We start from the raw sequence: 15992 nt of genomic DNA on the forward strand, positions 1-15992 counted from the left end.
TCCGGTTCGGCCGCAGCACCGCGAACGACAGGCCGAACACGGCGACGATCGTCAGTACCCCGATCAGGATGCCGACCTTGTCGAGTGTCACGCGCCGCGCGGATGCGGCCGCGCGATCCGTCATTTAACGAAGCCCTTCGCTTTCAGGTAGCTTTTCGCGACGCCGGCGGCCGGCTCGCCGTTGATCTGGATGCGGGCGTTCAGCGATTGCAGCGTCTTCAGGTCGAGGCTCGCGAACACGGGCTTCAGGTAGTCGGCGATCTGCGGATGCGCTTTCAGCACGGCTTCGCGGATCACGGGCGCCGGCGCGTAGACGGGCTGCACGTGCTTGTCGTCGTCGAGCACCGCGAGGCCGCTCGACGCGATGCCGCCGTCGGTGCCGTAGACCATCGCGGCATTCACGCCGTCGGTCTGGTTCGCGGCGGCCTTGATCGTCGCGGCCGTGTCGCCGCCGGACAGCACGACGAGCTGTTCGGGCTTCATCTTGAAGCCGTACGCCTTCTCGAACGACGGCAGCGCGGACGCGCTGTTCACGAATTCGGCCGATGCCGCGAGCTTCACCTTGCCGCCGCCGGCTACCCACTTGCCGAAATCGGAGAGGGTCTTCAGGTGCTGCGACTGCGCGACGGGGGCGAGCAGCGCGACGCCCCACGTGTTGTTCGCCGGCGCCGGCTCGAGCCACACGAGATGGTTCGCCGCGTAGTCGAGCTTCTTCGCGGTGTCGTAGCCTTGCGCGGCGTTCTTCCACACGGGGTCGTCGGCCTTGTTGAAGAAGAACGCGGCATTGCCGGTGTATTCCGGGTAGATGTCGATCTCGCCGCTCGTGAGCGCCTTGCGCACGATCGGCGTCGTGCCGAGCGCGATCTTTTCGGTGACCGGAATGCCGTGGGCCTTCAGCACCTGCGCGACGAGATTGCCGAGCAGGTTGCCTTCGGTGTCGATCTTCGACGACACCACGACGGGCGTGTCGGCGTGCGCGCCGGGCGCGACGATGGCGGCGGCGAACACGAGGCCCAGGATCCGGGCGGGCAGGGCGAGCTTCATTGGGCCGATCTCCAGGACGGGGGCGTACGCCGAAAGTTACTTGACTGAGCCGGCTTTGGCAAACCGCGTGCGGCGGTGTGTCCACAGCCCGTGTGGGGATAACCCGCATCCGTCGCGTGCGCTTGTTACACTGAAATTCGTTCCCTGCCTGCGGACACTTGCCGACATGAAGCCCGAGTTGCTGGTCCTCATCGCATTGCGCGGCGACGCGCAGCGCAAGATCGCCGCGTCGTTCGACGTGCGCCATGCTCCGACGCCCGACGAACGCGCACGCGCGATCGCCGAACATGGCGGCACGATTCGCGCGGTGCTGACCAACGGCAGCACGGGGCTCACCGCCGCCGAGATCGACGGGCTGCCGCAACTGACGTTCGTCAGCGCGCTCGGCGCGGGCTACGAGCACATCGACGTCGCGCATGCGAAGGCGCGTGGCGTCACGGTCGTCACGGGCGCGGGCACCAACGACGATTGCGTCGCCGATCACGCGTTCGCGCTGCTGCTCGCGGCGGTGCGCAACGTCGTGCAGCTCGATGCGAAAACCCGCGCGGGCGTGTGGCGCGAGGGGTTGCCGATGCCGCCGAACGTGTCGGGCAGGAAGCTCGGCATCGTCGGGCTCGGCAAGATCGGCGAGAAGTGCGCGCGCCGTGCGGCCGGCTTCGACATCGAGATCGGTTATCACAACCGGTCCGAGAAGCCCGTTCCCTACCGCTATTTCGACCGGGTCGACGCGCTGGCGCAGTGGGCCGATTTCGTGATCGTCGCGACGCCCGGCGGCGCGGGCACGCGGCACCTGATCGACCGCACCGTGCTCGATGCGCTCGGGCCCGGCGGTTTTCTCGTCAACGTGTCGCGCGGCAGTGTTGTCGATACGGCTGCTTTGGCGGACGCGCTGCGCGAACGGCGCATCGCCGGTGCGGGGCTCGACGTGTACGAAGGCGAACCGGAGCCGCCGCGCGCGCTGACGGATCTCGACAACGTCGTGCTGACGCCGCACATGGGCGGCTGGTCGCCCGAGGCGCTCGATCGGTCGGTGCAGCAGTTTCTCGACAACGCGGCGCGGCATTTCGCGGGGCAGCCGGTGTTGACGCCGGTGTGAGTGCCGAAGGGCGGGCGCGAATCAGCCCGCCTGCCTGCGGAATGCCCGATAGAAATCCGGCAGGTTCGCCGGTTTGTCGGCATCGAGGTCGATCCAGCCGAACGGGTTGTGCTCGTCGCTCAGGACGATTTCATGACGATCGACCCGGCACTCGAAGCACACGATGAGCACGCGCTTGCCCGGCACGACCTCGCACGAGCGGCTCGCCACGTGGCGGATCGCCGAGGCGACGATCCCGCATTCCTCCCGCACTTCGCGCGTGACGGTTTCCTCGAGCGATTCGCCGGCTTCGGGCCAGCCGCCCGGCAACGCCCATTCGTCGCGTGGATTACGCAGGAGCAGGACCGAGCGGCCGTCACGGACGATCGCTTTCGCGCTGAGGGGGATCATGGGAGGGCACCGTTGGCGTTCGATTTTCGCAGCCTGGCGCAGGCGTGCCGTTCCTGCAGCGAACCCCCGCCCGCGCCGACGGGCGCGCAGGCGGGGGCGGCCGTGCCGTCATGCCGGCAGCCGGCGTGCGACTACACGCCCGCCGACGTCGAAGCCAGCGGCACCGTCACCGACGTGCCGGCCGGATCGAGCGTCAGGCCCGTGCCGGGCGTCGGCCGCAGCGTCGCCTCGTAGTCGCTGGAGAGGACGACGAGCCCGAGCCGGTGGCCGGCTTCCAGCTTGTAGTCGCGCGGCATGAACGTCAGTTTCAGGTCGTACGGCAGGCCGGGCAGCACGGGTTCCGTCAGCCACTCGGACAGCCGGTTGCGCGGGTCGGTCCAGGCGCGCGTGACGATCGTGGCCGTGCCGTCCGGCGCGCGATCGACCAGCAGCGCCGTCACGTTGGCGACGCCGGTGAAGGTCAGCCTGACGCGTGCGGTCGCGGTGCCGGACAGGCGCGCCGCGGCCGTCAGCGGCGCGGTTTCGAAGCGGCTGCGGTTTTCGCCCGTCGGCGTGTTCGCCAGCGTGAGCGCCGGAATGCGCGCATCGTCGGTGAAGCGCGCGAGCGGGCCGCCGCTCGGCAGCCGCAGCAGCGTGCCGGTGCTTGCGCCGTCGCCGCCCGCGAAGTACGTGACCGGCGTCGCACGGCGCGCGGCCCAGTCGGCTTCCTTCAGCAGCGTGCCGTCGGCCTGCTCGATCACCGCGCGCGGATCGCGCTCGACGCCGTTGCTGTAGCCGATCAGGTAGCGCGTGAACCACCGGTTCACCTCCGCGGTCCACGCTTCGCCCATCGCCGGCACGCGCGTCGGGTCGGTGTGCTTCAGGCGGTGCAGCCACAGCTGCGTCGGCACGCCCTGGCGCCGCATCGCGAGATACCACGATGTCGACTGGTCGACGCGCACGTTGTCGTCGGTGAGCCCCTGCGCGACGAGTGCCGGCGCGACCGCGAACCCCGTCGGGATGTCGCGCGCGGCCCAGAACGGCGAATAGTCGCCGGTCTTGCGGTCTTCCTGCTGCAACGCTTCGTCGATCAGGTGCGTGCAGCGTTCCGGATGCGCGTTCGTCAGCAGCGCCTTGATGTACACGTCGACGTCCTCGCCCTGATAGCCTTCCGGCGCGCGCACGAGGCCGCCCGAGCGGTAGTAGCCGTACATGTTCGTCAGCCCGGCGATCGGCACGATCGCGTCGAGCCCGCGTGTGCGCAGGCTCGCGACCATCTTCGGCAGCGTGCCGTCGTACGACACGCCGTACATGCCGACGTGGCCCGTCGACCAGTTCGCGACGACCGTCTTGCCGTTCGCGTCCTTCGCGGTCGCGTCGCGGCCGAGCCAGCGGATCACCGACGCCATCGCGACCGATTCGTCGCGCGTCAGGATCGTCGGGCAGCCGTCCGAGCCGGCGGTGCCGAGCGAATCCGCGTAGACGATCGTGAAGCCGCGCGGTACGAAGTAGCTCTCGATCCACGAGCGGCCGGCGGCGGCCGCTTCGACCTGCTGCAGCATCCGCGACTGCGGCGCGGCGGCCAGGATGCGCGTGGATGCCGATGCCGGTGCGCCGGCGTTCGCGGCCGGATGCGGCGTGCCGTCGAGTTCGACGTCGACGTCGTGGTCGGGGCTGTCGGCGAGCCCCGCGTAGTACGGGCTCGCGAGCACGATGACGGGCGTGCGTGCGCCGTTCGCGGTTTCGGACGGCCGCACGATGCGCACGTGGATGCGGTCGCGCATGCCGTCGCCGTCGGAATCGACCGGCGTGTCGACCCACGCGTTTTCCTCGATCGTGCCGCCCGACAGCGACGGCTGCACCTGGCCGTTGCTGATCACAGGCTTGTAGCGTCCGTTGCTGGCCGGATTCGCGTACGGGACACCGGACGGCGACACGTGCGACGCCAGCGACTGCGCATCGGCCGCCGCTGCGGCGGCCCCCTCCTGTTGGCCCTGCGCGAGTGCGGATACCCCCGCCGCGCTGCCGCCGTCGTCGCCGCCGCACGCGGCGAGCGTCGCGGCTGCCACGAGCGCGGGCAGCCACGCGCGCCGGAATCCGGTTCGATGAATGTTCATTGGATCGACCTCGTCTCTTGTGATTGTCTGGAACCGGCGCGGCTCGCGATACGCCCCCTGCGGCCTGGCCGGGTACTGCATCGGATGAAGCGGAACTGCACCATCAAAAGCGGCGGGCGACGCGCACCGGCGTCTCGCCCCGAACGGAGCGCGAATGGCGCGTCAGCGCGGCGGCGGCACGGAATGAATGCAGGAGTGCGAATCAAACGCAGGCATGACCGGGCTTCCTTCAGGTTTCGGATGAAACGGAACGGCGCGATGCGGTGACGCGGGAATGTTGCGAACGGCGGTGCGGCAATGGCAGGAAAGCGCGAAACGAGCCGGCACGGCGGGCCGGATTGCTTTCCGGAAGCTTGCGCAAAAGTTATCTCAGTGAAATGTCCGTGTCAAACTTTTTTAGCTTGAGTCAAACAAAGTTTGCATGTGTCGACGCGATACCGTCTCAACTTTCGTGGAATCCGTCCGTAAACCGTGAAAAACAGTCTGAAAGGAGAGAGAGGGCAATGACGATTTCGGTTACGGCTGCGGGCGGCCTGTCGCTCGCGCAGATGGCACAGGCGGCGCTCGACGGGCGCCAGGGCACGGATACGGCGGATTCCGGGAACCCGCCCGGCCAGCCGCTCACGGTCAGGGCGCTGGATCCTGAAGCGATGCAGGCGGCGCTGACCAAACAGTTGTCGATGGTCGGCGACCTGACGATGAAGCTGCGCGGCGTGACCGACCCGCTCGCGGCGAGCATGCAGGAGATCGTCGCGAAGCGGCCGGATCTGGCCGACGCGTCGTTCGACTTCACGACCGACAACGGGCAGATCAAGGTCGACTCGACGAGCCTGCCGGAGAGCGACCGCGCGTGGATCGAGTCGACGCTGAACGCGAATGCCGGCCTCGTGGCCGCGGTGAACGCGTTTCACGACCAGGCGGTCGACCTCGCCGCGCAGGGCGCGGCCGTGCGCGGCGACACGTTCACCGACAGCGACCGCGCGGTGGCCGGCCGGAACGCCGATGCGCGTTTTCATTTCATGAGCCTGCTCAACGCGTCCGTCGCGCGCAACCAGCCGCTGACGTCCGGCCAGCGCCTCGTCGCGGAAGACGGCACGCCGCTGACGGTCGGGCAGTCGGCCGGCACCGCGCGCGGCACGCTCGCGTTGCTGAATACCGTGCGCCAGTTGTCGTCGGGCACCGCGATCCTGGTCGACCCGTCAGGCCACAAGACGGCCGGCATGCGCGCGGAACTCGTCGACGTCGGCCTCGACGTGCTCGCCGCCTACACGCCGGACGGCAGCCACAGCGTCGGCTTCCACGAGACCGCGTAACGCGCGGCCTATTCGTCGCGCAACGCCTCGGCCGGCCGTACCCGGGCGGCGCGCCAGCTCGGGTACAGCGTCGCGGCGCACGACATCAGGAAGGCGGCCGCGGCGATCTCGATCACGTCGATCGCCGACAGCTTCGACGGCAGCGAGCTGAGGAAGTACACGGACGGGGTGAGGAAGCGGATGCCGAGCACCTGCTCGATCGCCGGCAGCACCCACGGGATGCTCACCGCGATCGCGCAGCCGGACGCGACGCCCGCGAGCGTGCCGGCGAGGCCGATCGTCATCCCCTGGATCGCGAAGATCTTCATGATCGAGCGCGGCGGCGCGCCGAGCGTGCGCAGGATCGCGATGTCGCCCTGTTTCTGCGTGACGGTCATCACGAGCGACGACACGAGATTGAACGCGGCGACCGCGACGATCAGCATCAGGATCAGCGACAGCATCCGTTTCTGCAGCCGTTCGGCTTCGAACCACGTGCGGTTCTGTCGCGTCCAGTCGCGGATGTACAGGTCGCCCGACAGCGTGCGCGACAGCGCGAGCGCGATCTCCGGCGCGCGCTGCAGGTCGTCGACGCGCAGCCGGACGCCGGTCGGCGCGGGCACGTTGAACAGCTTCCGCGCGTCGTGGATGTGGATGTACGCGAGCGCGCTGTCGTACTGGTAATGGCCGGACTCGAACGTGCCGACCACGTTGAACTGGCGGAACCGCGGCAGCGCCTCGCCGATGCGCGCGCCGTGGCCGGGCGCGAAGAACGTGATGCGGTCGCCGATCTTCACGTGCAGCGCATCGGCGAGCGCCGCGCCGAGCACGATGCCCATCTCGCCCGGCACGAGCGCGTCGAGGCGGCCGGTCTTCAGCTTGCGCGCGATCTCGGACACGCGCGGTTCGAGCACGGGGTCGATGCCGCGCAGCGCGACGCCCGTCACGCTGCCCGCGTTCGTCAGCAGCGCCTGCGCGTCGACATAGGGCGCGACCGCGCGCACGGCCGGGTTCCGCAGCGATTCGTGCGCGGTCAGCCGCCAGTCCGGCATCGAACCGGTCGGCGAGAAGATTTCCACGTGCGCGAGCACCGACAGCATCCGGTCGCGCACCTCGGTGCGAAAACCGTTCATCACCGACAGCACGACGATCAGCGCGGCGACGCCGAGCGCGATGCCGGCCATCGCGGCGCCGGCGATGAACGACACGAAGCCGTCGCCGGCCGAGCGCCGGCCGCCGCGCGCGTAGCGCAGCCCGATCTGCCATTCGAACGGGAGTTTCAAGCGGTTTCCTTTCATTTCGATTCGATCCTGCCGAGCCGCGCATTCTAGCGAACGCGGCGCGGCCGTGTGCCGAGGTCGGGGCGGAGAGCCGAAACCTGCCCGTCCGGCCGGTCGTCGGGCGGCGTTGCGCGCCGGCACACCGATATTTCCATCCTTTCGGGTCTGATCGATAATGGCGGCCAGCATCCGGTCGAACACAACATTCCAAGCATTACGGCGCAACCAGGGCCGCGCCGTCACAGACCGATAAATCTCGGGGAACGCCGCCGAAGCCGGCCGCACGTCCTTGAACAAGGAAATAACAACATGGATTTGCTGCGCTTCCTGCTGCTCCTGCCGATTCGCGTGGCGGGCTTCGTCTGGTGGCTGCTCGGCTGCGCGCTGCGGCCGCTGGTCGGCGACGTGTCGTGGACGGCGCCCGCGTGGATGGGCATCACCGCGGCGGCCGTGCGCCGCCGTCCGTGGCACGCCGGCGGCCTGGTGCTGCTCGCGGCCGCGCTCGGCTACGGCGGCTACTGGTTCAAGCATCGTCCGAAGCCGCCCGAGCCCGAAACCGTCGGCTTCACCGTGAAGGCGCCGGCGATCACGACCTACGAGGTCGACGACACCGACAAGCCGAAGATCACCGTGCATCCGCTCGAAGTGGCGTTCGCGCAGTCGGCCGCGCCGATCGAGCGGGTCGGCAAGCCGGCCGGCGACGGCATCGAGATGACGCCCGCGCTGAAGGGCGCGTGGGAGTGGGTCGACGACAAGACGCTGCGCTTCACGCCGGCGGCCGACTGGCCGGTCGGCGCGCACGTCGAGGTGCGTTTCGCGGTGCACCGCGTGTTCGCGCCGCAGGTGATCATGCGCGACGATCGTTTCGCGTTCGACCTGCCGGCGTTCGCCGCCACCTTCGGCAACAACGAGTTCTACCAGAACCCCGACAACCCGGCGGAGAAGCAGGCCCTGCTGCAGTTGCGCTTCAACTACCCGGTCGATCCGGCCGAGTTCGAGAAGCGCATCGGCCTCGTGCTGGTCGGCCGCGACGGCAAGAGCGCGTCGCCGCTGCGCTACACGGTCAACTACGACAAGATGAAGACGAGCGCGTGGGTCTACTCGCAGCCGCTCGAGATCCCGCGCGATCCGCTGTCGGTGCGGCTGGACGTCGACAAGGGCGTGAAGAGCGCGCGCGGCGGCAACGGCACGCCGGACGTGCTGCATGCGTCGGTCGGCGTGCCGGGGCTGTACAGCCTGTCGATCGGCAACGTCGCGCCGACCCTCGTCGACAACGAGCGCTACGAGCCCGAGCAGGTGCTCGTCGCCGAAACGTCCGACGGTGTGCGCAGCGCCGATCTCGCCGCGCGCGCGAAGGCGTGGGTGCTGCCGAAGCGCAAGCCGGGCGTCGAGCAGTCGGACGACGATCCGCCGTACGAATGGAACGTGGCCGACATCAGCGACGCGGTGCTGAAGCAGTCGAAGCCGCTGCCGCTCGAAGCGGTGCCGACCGAGAACGATTTCGCGATGCTGCAGAGCTTCAAGTACCACGCGACGCCGGGCGAGCGCGTCGTCGTGCGGGTCGAGGGCGACCTGAAGTCGGCCGGCGGCTACCTGCTCGGCAAGCCCGTGACGAGCGCGTTCACGGTGCCCGACTATCCGAAGCTGCTGCGTTTCATGGCGGACGGCTCGCTGCTGTCGATGAGCGGCAGCAAGCGGCTGTCGGTCGTGTCGCGCAACCTGCCGGGGATGAAGGTCGAGATCGGCCGCGTGCTGCCCGACCAGATCCAGCATCTCGTGAGCTTCAACAACGGCACGTACGCGCGGCCCGAGCTGTCCTATTCGTTCAGCGAGGATCACATCGTCGAGCGCTTCGTGCAGACGCGCGCGTTCCCGGCCGGCGAGCCCGGCAAGGCCCATTACGAAGGCATCGATCTCGGCCAGTACCTGAAGGGCGGCAAGCGCGGCGTGTTCCTGCTGCACCTGTCGAAGTTCGATCCGGCGGCCGCGAAGAAGCAGACCGACGACGCGAAGGATGACGATGCATCGTCCGCCGACGGCAGCCAGGATCAGTCCGACAACGCCGATGCGGGCGACAGCAGCGGCAACGGCAATGGCGACGATGGCGACAGCGCGCTCGGCGACACGCGCCTGATCGTCGTGACCGATCTCGGGATGCTGGTCAAGAAGGCGCTGGATGGCAGCCAGGACGTGTTCATCCAGTCGATCCGCACCGGCAAGCCGGTTGCGGGCGCAACCGTGTCGGTGCTCGCGGTCAACGGTCAGGCACTGTTCACGCAGACGACCAGCGCCGACGGCATCGTGCATTTTCCCGCGTTCAAGGGGCTCGACCGCGAGAAGCGGCCGCAGCTGTATGTCGTGAAGAAGGACACCGACCTGTCGTTCCTGCCGGTGGCCGGGCGCGACCGTCAGCTCGACTTCTCGCGCTTCGACGTCGACGGCGAGCGCAACGCGACGGGCCAGGGGCAGCTGTCGGCGTACCTGTTCTCGGATCGCGGCCTGTACCGGCCCGGCGATCCGTTCCACATCGGCCTGATCGTGCGCGCGGCCAGCTGGGCGCGCAGCCCGGCCGGCGTGCCGTTGCAGGCGGAAATCGTCGACCCGCGCGGGATCACCGTCGAGCGCAAGCCGGTGACCGTCGATGCGACGGGCTTCACCGAACTCGGCTACACGACCGCCGAAACGGCGCCGACCGGCACGTGGACGGTTAACCTGTATATCGTGAAGGACGGCCAGCCGGGTGCCGAGCCGATCGGCAGCACGACCGTCCAGGTGAAGGAGTTCCTGCCCGACCGGATGAAGGTCGACGCGAAGCTGTCGCAGCAGGTCGTCGAAGGGTGGGTGAAGCCGAAGGGGCTGAAGGGCATCGTCGATGCGCAGAACCTGTTCGGCACGCCGGCCGAGAAGCGCCGCGTCGCGGCGACGCTGACGCTGCGCCCCGTATGGCCGTCGTTCCGCAGCTGGCAGGGCTATCACTTCTTCGATGCGCGGCGCGCGAAGGAAGGCTACACGACGACGCTGCAGGACGGCACGACCGACGACAAGGGCCATGCCGAGTTCGACCTCGATCTCGACAAGTACGCGGACGCGACCTACCAGCTGTACTTCCAGGCGAAGGCTTACGAAGCGGAGGGCGGGCGCAACGTCGCGGCGAACGCGCAGACGCTCGTGTCGAACAACGACTGGCTCGTCGGCTACAAGTCGGTCGACGATCTCGGCTACGTGAAGCGCGGCAGCCCGCGCTCGGTGCGGCTCGTCGCGATCGATCCGGGCGCGAAGGCGATCGACGTGAAGGACCTGCGTGCGCAGCTCGTCGAGGAGCGCTACGTGTCGGTGCTGACCAAGCAGGATTCCGGCGCATACAAATACGATTCGCGGCTGAAGGAAGTGCCGGTGGACGAGAAGCCGCTGTCGATTCCGGCCGCGGGGCTCGACTTCGCGCTGCGTACCGACAAGCCGGGCAGCTACGCGCTCGTGATCCGCCGCGCGGACGGCACCGCGGTGAACCGGATCGAGTATTCGGTCACGGGCGCCGCGAACGTCACGCGCTCGCTCGACCGCAACGCCGAGCTGCAGGTGAGCCTCGCGAAGCACGACTTCAGGCCGGGCGAGCAGGTCGAGATCGCGATCCGCGCGCCTTATGCGGGCAGCGGGCTGATCACGATCGAGCGCGACAAGGTGTACGCGCATGCATGGTTCCATGCGGACACGACGAGCTCGATCCAGCACATCACGGTGCCGGCCGGTTTCGAAGGCAACGGCTACATCAACGTGCAGTACATCCGCGATCCGTCGTCGGACGAGATCTTCATGAGCCCGCTGAGCTACGGCGTCGTGCCGTTCTCGGTGAATCTCGACGCGCGCCGCAACGCGGTGAGCGTCGAGACGCCGGCGCTGGTGAAGCCGGGCGATACCGTCAACTTCACCGTGCATTCGGCGAAGCCGGCAAAGGTCGTCGTGTTCGCGGTCGACGAAGGCATCCTGCAGGTCGCGCGCTACAAGCTCGGCGATCCGCTGAAGTTCTTCTTCCGCAAGCGGATGCTCGAAGTCGGCACGTCGCAGATCCTCGACCTGATCCTGCCGGACTTCGAGAAGCTGATGGCGATGGCCGCGCCCGGCGGCGACGCCGACGACGCGATCGGCCGGCAGCTGAACCCGTTCAAGCGCAAGCGCGACAAGCCGGTCGTCTACTGGTCGGGGATCGTCGACGTGAACGGCGACACGCGCCTGAGCTACACGGTGCCCGACTACTTCAACGGCAAGCTGCGCGTGATGGCCGTGTCGGTGTCGCCGGACCTGGTCGGCACGTTCGAAGGCGCGACGACGGTGCGCGGCGATTTCGTGCTGTCGCCGAACGTGCCGACGACGCTCGCGCCGGGCGACGAGGCCGACGTCAGCGTCGGCGTCGCGAACAACCTGACGGGCGTGGGCAACCAGCCGGTGCCGGTGGCGGTCACGCTGAAGACGGGCCCGCAGTTGCAGGTGATCGGTCCGGCGACGCGGAACGTCGCGCTCGCGCCGCAGCACGAAGGCGTCGCGATGTTCCGCGTGAAGGCGACCGATACGCTCGGTTCGGGCGCGCTGTCGTTCGGCGCGCGCTACGGCGCGAAGGGCGCGCAGCAGCGCGTCGACGTGTCGGTGCGGCCGGCCGCCGCGTTCCGCACGCAGCTCGACATCGCGCGCGTCGATCCGGGCAAGAAGGCGAGCGTGCCGAACCTGCGGTCGATGTACGACGCGTACGCGTCGCGCGACGCGAGCATCTCGACCGCGCCGCTCGTGCTGTCCGAGGGGCTGTCGTCGTATCTCGTGAACTTCGACCACGCCTGCAGCGAGCAGATGGTCAGCGCGGTCGTGCCGCGCGTGTTCGCGGCGAAGTGGCTGTCGGTGCGCGCGCTGACGAGCGCGATGCATGCGCCCGAAGCCGGCGCCGATGCGGCGAATGCGAGCGCGATCGCGCAGTTCCTCGGCGTGCTGCGCGGCCGGCAGAACGCGCAGGGCGGCTTCGGGCTGTGGAGCGCGACGCCCGGCGCCGATCCGTTCGTGTCCGCGTATGCGATGCACGTGCTGCTCGATGCGCGCGATCGCGGCATCGCGGTGCCGAAGGACATGCTCGATGCCGGCAATGCCTATCTGCAGAAGCTCGCCGCGAACGATGCGCTCGGCTCGCTCGACCTGCTGCGGCAGCGCGCGTACGCGGTGTACCTGCTGACGCGTCAGGGCAACGTGACGACCAACAGCCTCGCGGCCGTGCAGAAACGGTTGCAGGAGGCGTACCCGAAGGACTGGAACAACGATCTCGCGGCCGCATGGCTCGCCGCGTCGTATCAGCTGCTGAAGCAGGACAAGGAAGCCGCCGCGCTGATCGCGGGCCCGCAGGCGTTGCTCGAACGCAAGCGCGCGTCGGACGGCGATTACGTGACGGGCTACTACATCGACCCGCTGACGCGCGACGCGAGCGTGCTGTACCTGCTCGCGAAGCACTTCCCCGAACGCGTGAGCAAGCTGTCGCCGCGCGCGATGGACAACCTCGCCGCGCCGCTCGTCGACAACCGCTACAACACGCTGTCGTCGGCGATGACGATTCTCGCGCTCGACGCATACGCGGCGTCGAACGCGGGCCAGCTCGACCGGCTCGCGATCGACGAAGTGCGCGCGGGTGCCGGCGCGAAGGACGTGTCGTCGATCCAGGCGGGCCTCGTGCGCTCGGGCACGTGGGCGGCCGGTGCGTCGCGCGTCGACTTCGTGAACGGCAGCACGCTGCCGGCGTGGTGGGTCGCGAGCCAGTCCGGCTACGACCGCGGCACGTCGACGAAGGCGATCAGGAACGGCCTGGAGATCGTGCGCGACTACACCGACACGAACGGCAAGCCGCTCGACAGGATCACGCTCGGCCAGGAGATCGACGTGCACCTGAAGATCCGCGCGACGGGTTCGGCGAACGTCGGCAACATCGCGATCGTCGACCTGCTGCCGGGCGGCTTCGATCCGGTGATCGCGCCGCCGCCCGCGACGGACACGCAGGATGGCGACGGCAACGGCGGCGCGTCGGCGCCGGTGGCCGATGCGCCGTGGCGGTCGCCGATCGGCGTGACGGGGTCGACGTGGCAGCCGCAGTTCGCGGATGTGCGCGAGGATCGCGTGGTGATCTACGGCACCGCGACGACCGACGTGCGCGAATTCGTCTACCGGATCAAGGCGAGCAACGCGGGCCGCTTCGTCGCGCCGCCCGCGTACGGCGAGTCGATGTACGACCGCCGGGTGCAGGCGCAGGCGCCGGGCGGCACGGCGCTGACGGTGGAGCGCGCGCGATGACGAGGCGGATGCCGCGGCGTTGCGCGCCACGTCGAAAGCGGGGAGTGCTCGCGCGTGGCTGAAGCCTCTGCCGTCCGGCGCGCGCTGCACGGTGCCGGCCGCTGGCTGCACCGCTGGCAGAACTGGCTCGTGGGCGTGCTGCTCGTGGTCGGCGCGCTGGTTGCGTGCCGGCTGTGGCCGCATCCGCCGCTGCGCGACTGGAAGCCGTCGTCGGTCGCGGTGACGGACGCGCAGGGCCGGTTGCTGCGCCTGACGCTCGCGAAGGACGAGCGCTACCGGCTATGGGTGCCGCTCGACCGGATGTCGCCGCAGCTCGTCGAAGCCGTGATGCTGCACGAGGACCGCTGGTTCTGGTGGCATCCGGGTTTCAACCCGTACGGGCTCGCGCGCGGCGCGTGGATCACGTACGTGCGCGGCGGCAATCCGCAGGGCGGGTCGACGCTGACGATGCAGCTCGCACGCTCGCTGTGGAAGCTGAACACGCGCACGCCGGCCGGCAAGCTCGCGCAGGTCGCGCGTGCGCTGCAGCTCGAGCTGTTCTATTCGAAGCGGCAGATCCTCGAAGCCTATCTGAACGACGCGCCATACGGGCGCAACGTCGAAGGCGCGGGCACCGCGAGCGTCGTCTATTTCGACCGAATGCCCGATGCGCTGACGTTGCCCGAAGCGCTCGCGCTTGCGGTGATTCCGCAGGACCCGGCGCGGCGCGTGCGCGGCGGGCAGGACGAGATCAACCGCGCGCTGGCCGCGTCGCGCAACCGGCTGTTTGCGCGCTGGCTGACGACGCATCCCGGCGATGCAGCGCTGAAGCCGCTGTTCGCGTTGCCGCTCGCGATGCGGCCGCTCTCCGCGCTGCCGTTCGACGCGCCGCATGCGGTCGACCAGGCGCTCGCCGCGCGCGGCGCGTGGCGCACGACGTCGGGCGATGCGGCGGACGACAGCGAGGCCGGCGCGCGGCTCGTGACGACGCTCGATCTCGACCTGCAGCGCACGCTCGAACGACAGGTTGCACGCTATGTCGCGCGCAACGACACGCGCGGCGTGCGCAACGCGGCGGCGATCCTCGTCGATACGCGCGACATGGGCGTGAAGGCGCTGGTCGGCTCCGCGAACTTCTTCGATCGCACGATCGACGGGCAGGTGAACGGCACGCTCGCGCGGCGCTCGCCGGGCTCGACGCTCAAGCCGTTCATCTATGCGCTCGGCTTCGACCAGGGCGTGCTGCATCCGCAGACGGTGCTGCGCGACGTGCCGACGTCGTTCGGCCCGTACGCGCCGGAGAATTTCGACGGCCATTTCCTCGGGCCGATCACCGCGACCGACGCACTGAACCGCAGCCGCAACGTGCCGGCCGTATGGGTCGCGTCGCAGCTCAAGTCGCCGGATCTGTACCGGTTCCTGCAGGAAGCCGGCGTGCGCCGCCTCGCGAGCGCGCAGCACTACGGGCTCGCGCTCGTGCTCGGCGGCGGCGAAGTGACGATGCAGGATCTCGCGGCGCTGTACGCGATGCTCGCGAATCGCGGCGAGTTCCGGCCGCTGCGATTGCGCGCGGACGAGCCGGCGCGGCCCGCCCGGCGCCTGCTGAGCGCCGACGCGAGCTACATGACGATGGACATGCTGCGCCAGCACCTGCGCCCCGACGAGACGAGCGGCGCGCAGCCGTCGAGCGTGCCCGTGTACTGGAAGACCGGCACGTCATGGTCGTTCCGCGATGCGTGGACGGCCGGCGTGTTCGGCCCGTACGTGCTGGTCGTGTGGGTCGGCAATTTCGACAATTCGGCCAATACGGCCTTCGTCGGCGTCGATGCGGCCGCGCCGCTGTTCTTCCAGGTCGTCGATGCGATGAACGCCGAGCGCCCGCTCGCCGAGCCGCCGCGCGCGATGCCGCCGCGGCTGAAGCGCGTGCGGATCTGTCTCGCGAGCGGCGATCTGCCGAACGAATGGTGTCCGCAACAGGGCTGGACGTGGTTCATTCCGGGCACGTCGCCGATTCGCGTGAGCAACGTGCACCGGCCCGTCGTGATCGACGATGCGACGGGGAAGGCCGCGTGTCCGCCGTACGACGGCAAGCGCACGCATACGGAGATCTTCGAGTTCTGGCCGTCGGACCTGCAGCAGGTGTTCGCGCAGGCCGGTATTCCACGCAGGCGGCCGCCGCAGAATGCGGACTGCCGCGATGCGGGGCAGGTGGAGGGCGACCCGCCGCGGATCACGTCGCCGCTGCGCGGCAGTACGTATGCGATGCGGGTGACGCGCACCGGGGAGACGCGCATCGCGTTCAACGCGACGGCCGATGCGAGCGCGCATGCGTTGTACTGGTTCGTCAACGATGCGTATGTCGGCCGCAGTACGCCGGGCGACGCGCTGTTCTGGCAGCCGGGGACGGCCGGCAGCTATACGGTGCGGGTGGTCGACGATCACGGGCGCAGCGATCAGCGGCCGCTGGGAGTGGGGCTGGAGCAATAGGCGCGGCCCGCACGCC

At 69.2% G+C, this 15992-nt stretch carries 8 protein-coding genes and 1 pseudogene; 4 read left to right on the top strand and 5 right to left on the bottom strand.

From position 1 onward, the window contains the following. Together G3N62_RS35945 and G3N62_RS12240 are read right to left on the bottom strand one after the other, a co-directional pair. A pseudogene (locus G3N62_RS35945) lies at positions 1-124 on the bottom strand (ABC transporter permease); the annotation flags it as partial. After that, positions 121-1044 carry an ABC transporter substrate-binding protein gene (locus tag G3N62_RS12240; protein WP_069705516.1) on the bottom strand — a complete coding sequence of 308 codons (924 nt, stop codon included), beginning with the start codon at positions 1042-1044 and terminating at the stop codon, positions 121-123. The gene G3N62_RS12240 and the pseudogene G3N62_RS35945, both read right to left, overlap by 4 nt. A gap of 166 nt (positions 1045-1210) precedes the next feature. Between G3N62_RS12240 and G3N62_RS12245 the strand changes: the two genes are divergently transcribed. Beyond that, a complete protein-coding gene (locus G3N62_RS12245; RefSeq protein ID WP_034186039.1) occupies positions 1211-2140 on the top strand; it encodes a 2-hydroxyacid dehydrogenase in 930 nt (309 codons plus the stop codon). Between the two features lie 21 nt (positions 2141-2161). On the opposite strand, the gene G3N62_RS12250 is transcribed toward G3N62_RS12245, so the two are convergent. Both G3N62_RS12250 and G3N62_RS12255 read right to left on the bottom strand, forming a co-directional pair. Then, a complete protein-coding gene (locus G3N62_RS12250; RefSeq protein ID WP_124607571.1) occupies positions 2162-2530 on the bottom strand; it encodes an NUDIX hydrolase in 369 nt (122 codons plus the stop codon). Positions 2531-2661: 131 nt separating this feature from the next. After that, positions 2662-4626: a Xaa-Pro dipeptidyl-peptidase gene (locus G3N62_RS12255; protein ID WP_124669590.1), complete on the bottom strand. Its 1965-nt coding sequence runs from the start codon at positions 4624-4626 to the stop codon at positions 2662-2664. A 503-nt stretch (positions 4627-5129) separates the two neighbouring features. On the opposite strand from G3N62_RS12255, the gene G3N62_RS12260 reads away from it, so the two are divergent. After that, on the top strand, positions 5130-5939 hold the full coding sequence (locus G3N62_RS12260) for a hypothetical protein (protein WP_124669591.1): 810 nt from the start codon (positions 5130-5132) through the stop codon (positions 5937-5939). 8 nt (positions 5940-5947) lie between these two features. Here G3N62_RS12260 and G3N62_RS12265 read toward each other — a convergent pair whose 3' ends face one another. Beyond that, positions 5948-7216: a lipoprotein-releasing ABC transporter permease subunit gene (locus G3N62_RS12265; protein WP_124669592.1), complete on the bottom strand. Its 1269-nt coding sequence runs from the start codon at positions 7214-7216 to the stop codon at positions 5948-5950. A 291-nt stretch (positions 7217-7507) separates the two neighbouring features. Here G3N62_RS12265 and G3N62_RS12270 point away from each other — a divergent pair, with 291 nt between their 5' ends. Continuing rightward, on the top strand, positions 7508-13510 hold the full coding sequence (locus G3N62_RS12270; protein WP_124669593.1) for an alpha-2-macroglobulin: 6003 nt from the start codon (positions 7508-7510) through the stop codon (positions 13508-13510). Positions 13511-13564: 54 nt separating this feature from the next. Further along, the gene (gene pbpC, locus G3N62_RS12275; RefSeq protein WP_124669594.1) at positions 13565-15976 is read left to right on the top strand and encodes a penicillin-binding protein 1C; all 2412 of its coding nucleotides are present in this window, start codon (positions 13565-13567) and stop codon (positions 15974-15976) included. The last annotated feature ends 16 nt before the right edge of the window (positions 15977-15992 follow it).

This window comes from Burkholderia sp. Tr-20355 (genome assembly GCF_017104685.1).
GTDB classification, from domain to species: domain Bacteria; phylum Pseudomonadota; class Gammaproteobacteria; order Burkholderiales; family Burkholderiaceae; genus Burkholderia; species Burkholderia seminalis.

What these genes read in the sequence shown, in the direction of transcription:
- G3N62_RS12250 (WP_124607571.1), bottom strand. Translation starts at nt 2,530, where the DNA reads ATGATCCCCCTCAGCGCGAAAGCGATCGTCCGTGACGGCCGCTCGGTC.
- G3N62_RS12255 (WP_124669590.1), bottom strand. Translation starts at nt 4,626, where the DNA reads ATGAACATTCATCGAACCGGATTCCGGCGCGCGTGGCTGCCCGCGCTC.
- G3N62_RS12270 (WP_124669593.1), top strand. Translation starts at nt 7,508, where the DNA reads ATGGATTTGCTGCGCTTCCTGCTGCTCCTGCCGATTCGCGTGGCGGGC.
- G3N62_RS12260 (WP_124669591.1), top strand. Translation starts at nt 5,130, where the DNA reads ATGACGATTTCGGTTACGGCTGCGGGCGGCCTGTCGCTCGCGCAGATG.
- G3N62_RS12240 (WP_069705516.1), bottom strand. Translation starts at nt 1,044, where the DNA reads ATGAAGCTCGCCCTGCCCGCCCGGATCCTGGGCCTCGTGTTCGCCGCC.
- G3N62_RS12245 (WP_034186039.1), top strand. Translation starts at nt 1,211, where the DNA reads ATGAAGCCCGAGTTGCTGGTCCTCATCGCATTGCGCGGCGACGCGCAG.
- G3N62_RS12265 (WP_124669592.1), bottom strand. Translation starts at nt 7,216, where the DNA reads ATGAAAGGAAACCGCTTGAAACTCCCGTTCGAATGGCAGATCGGGCTG.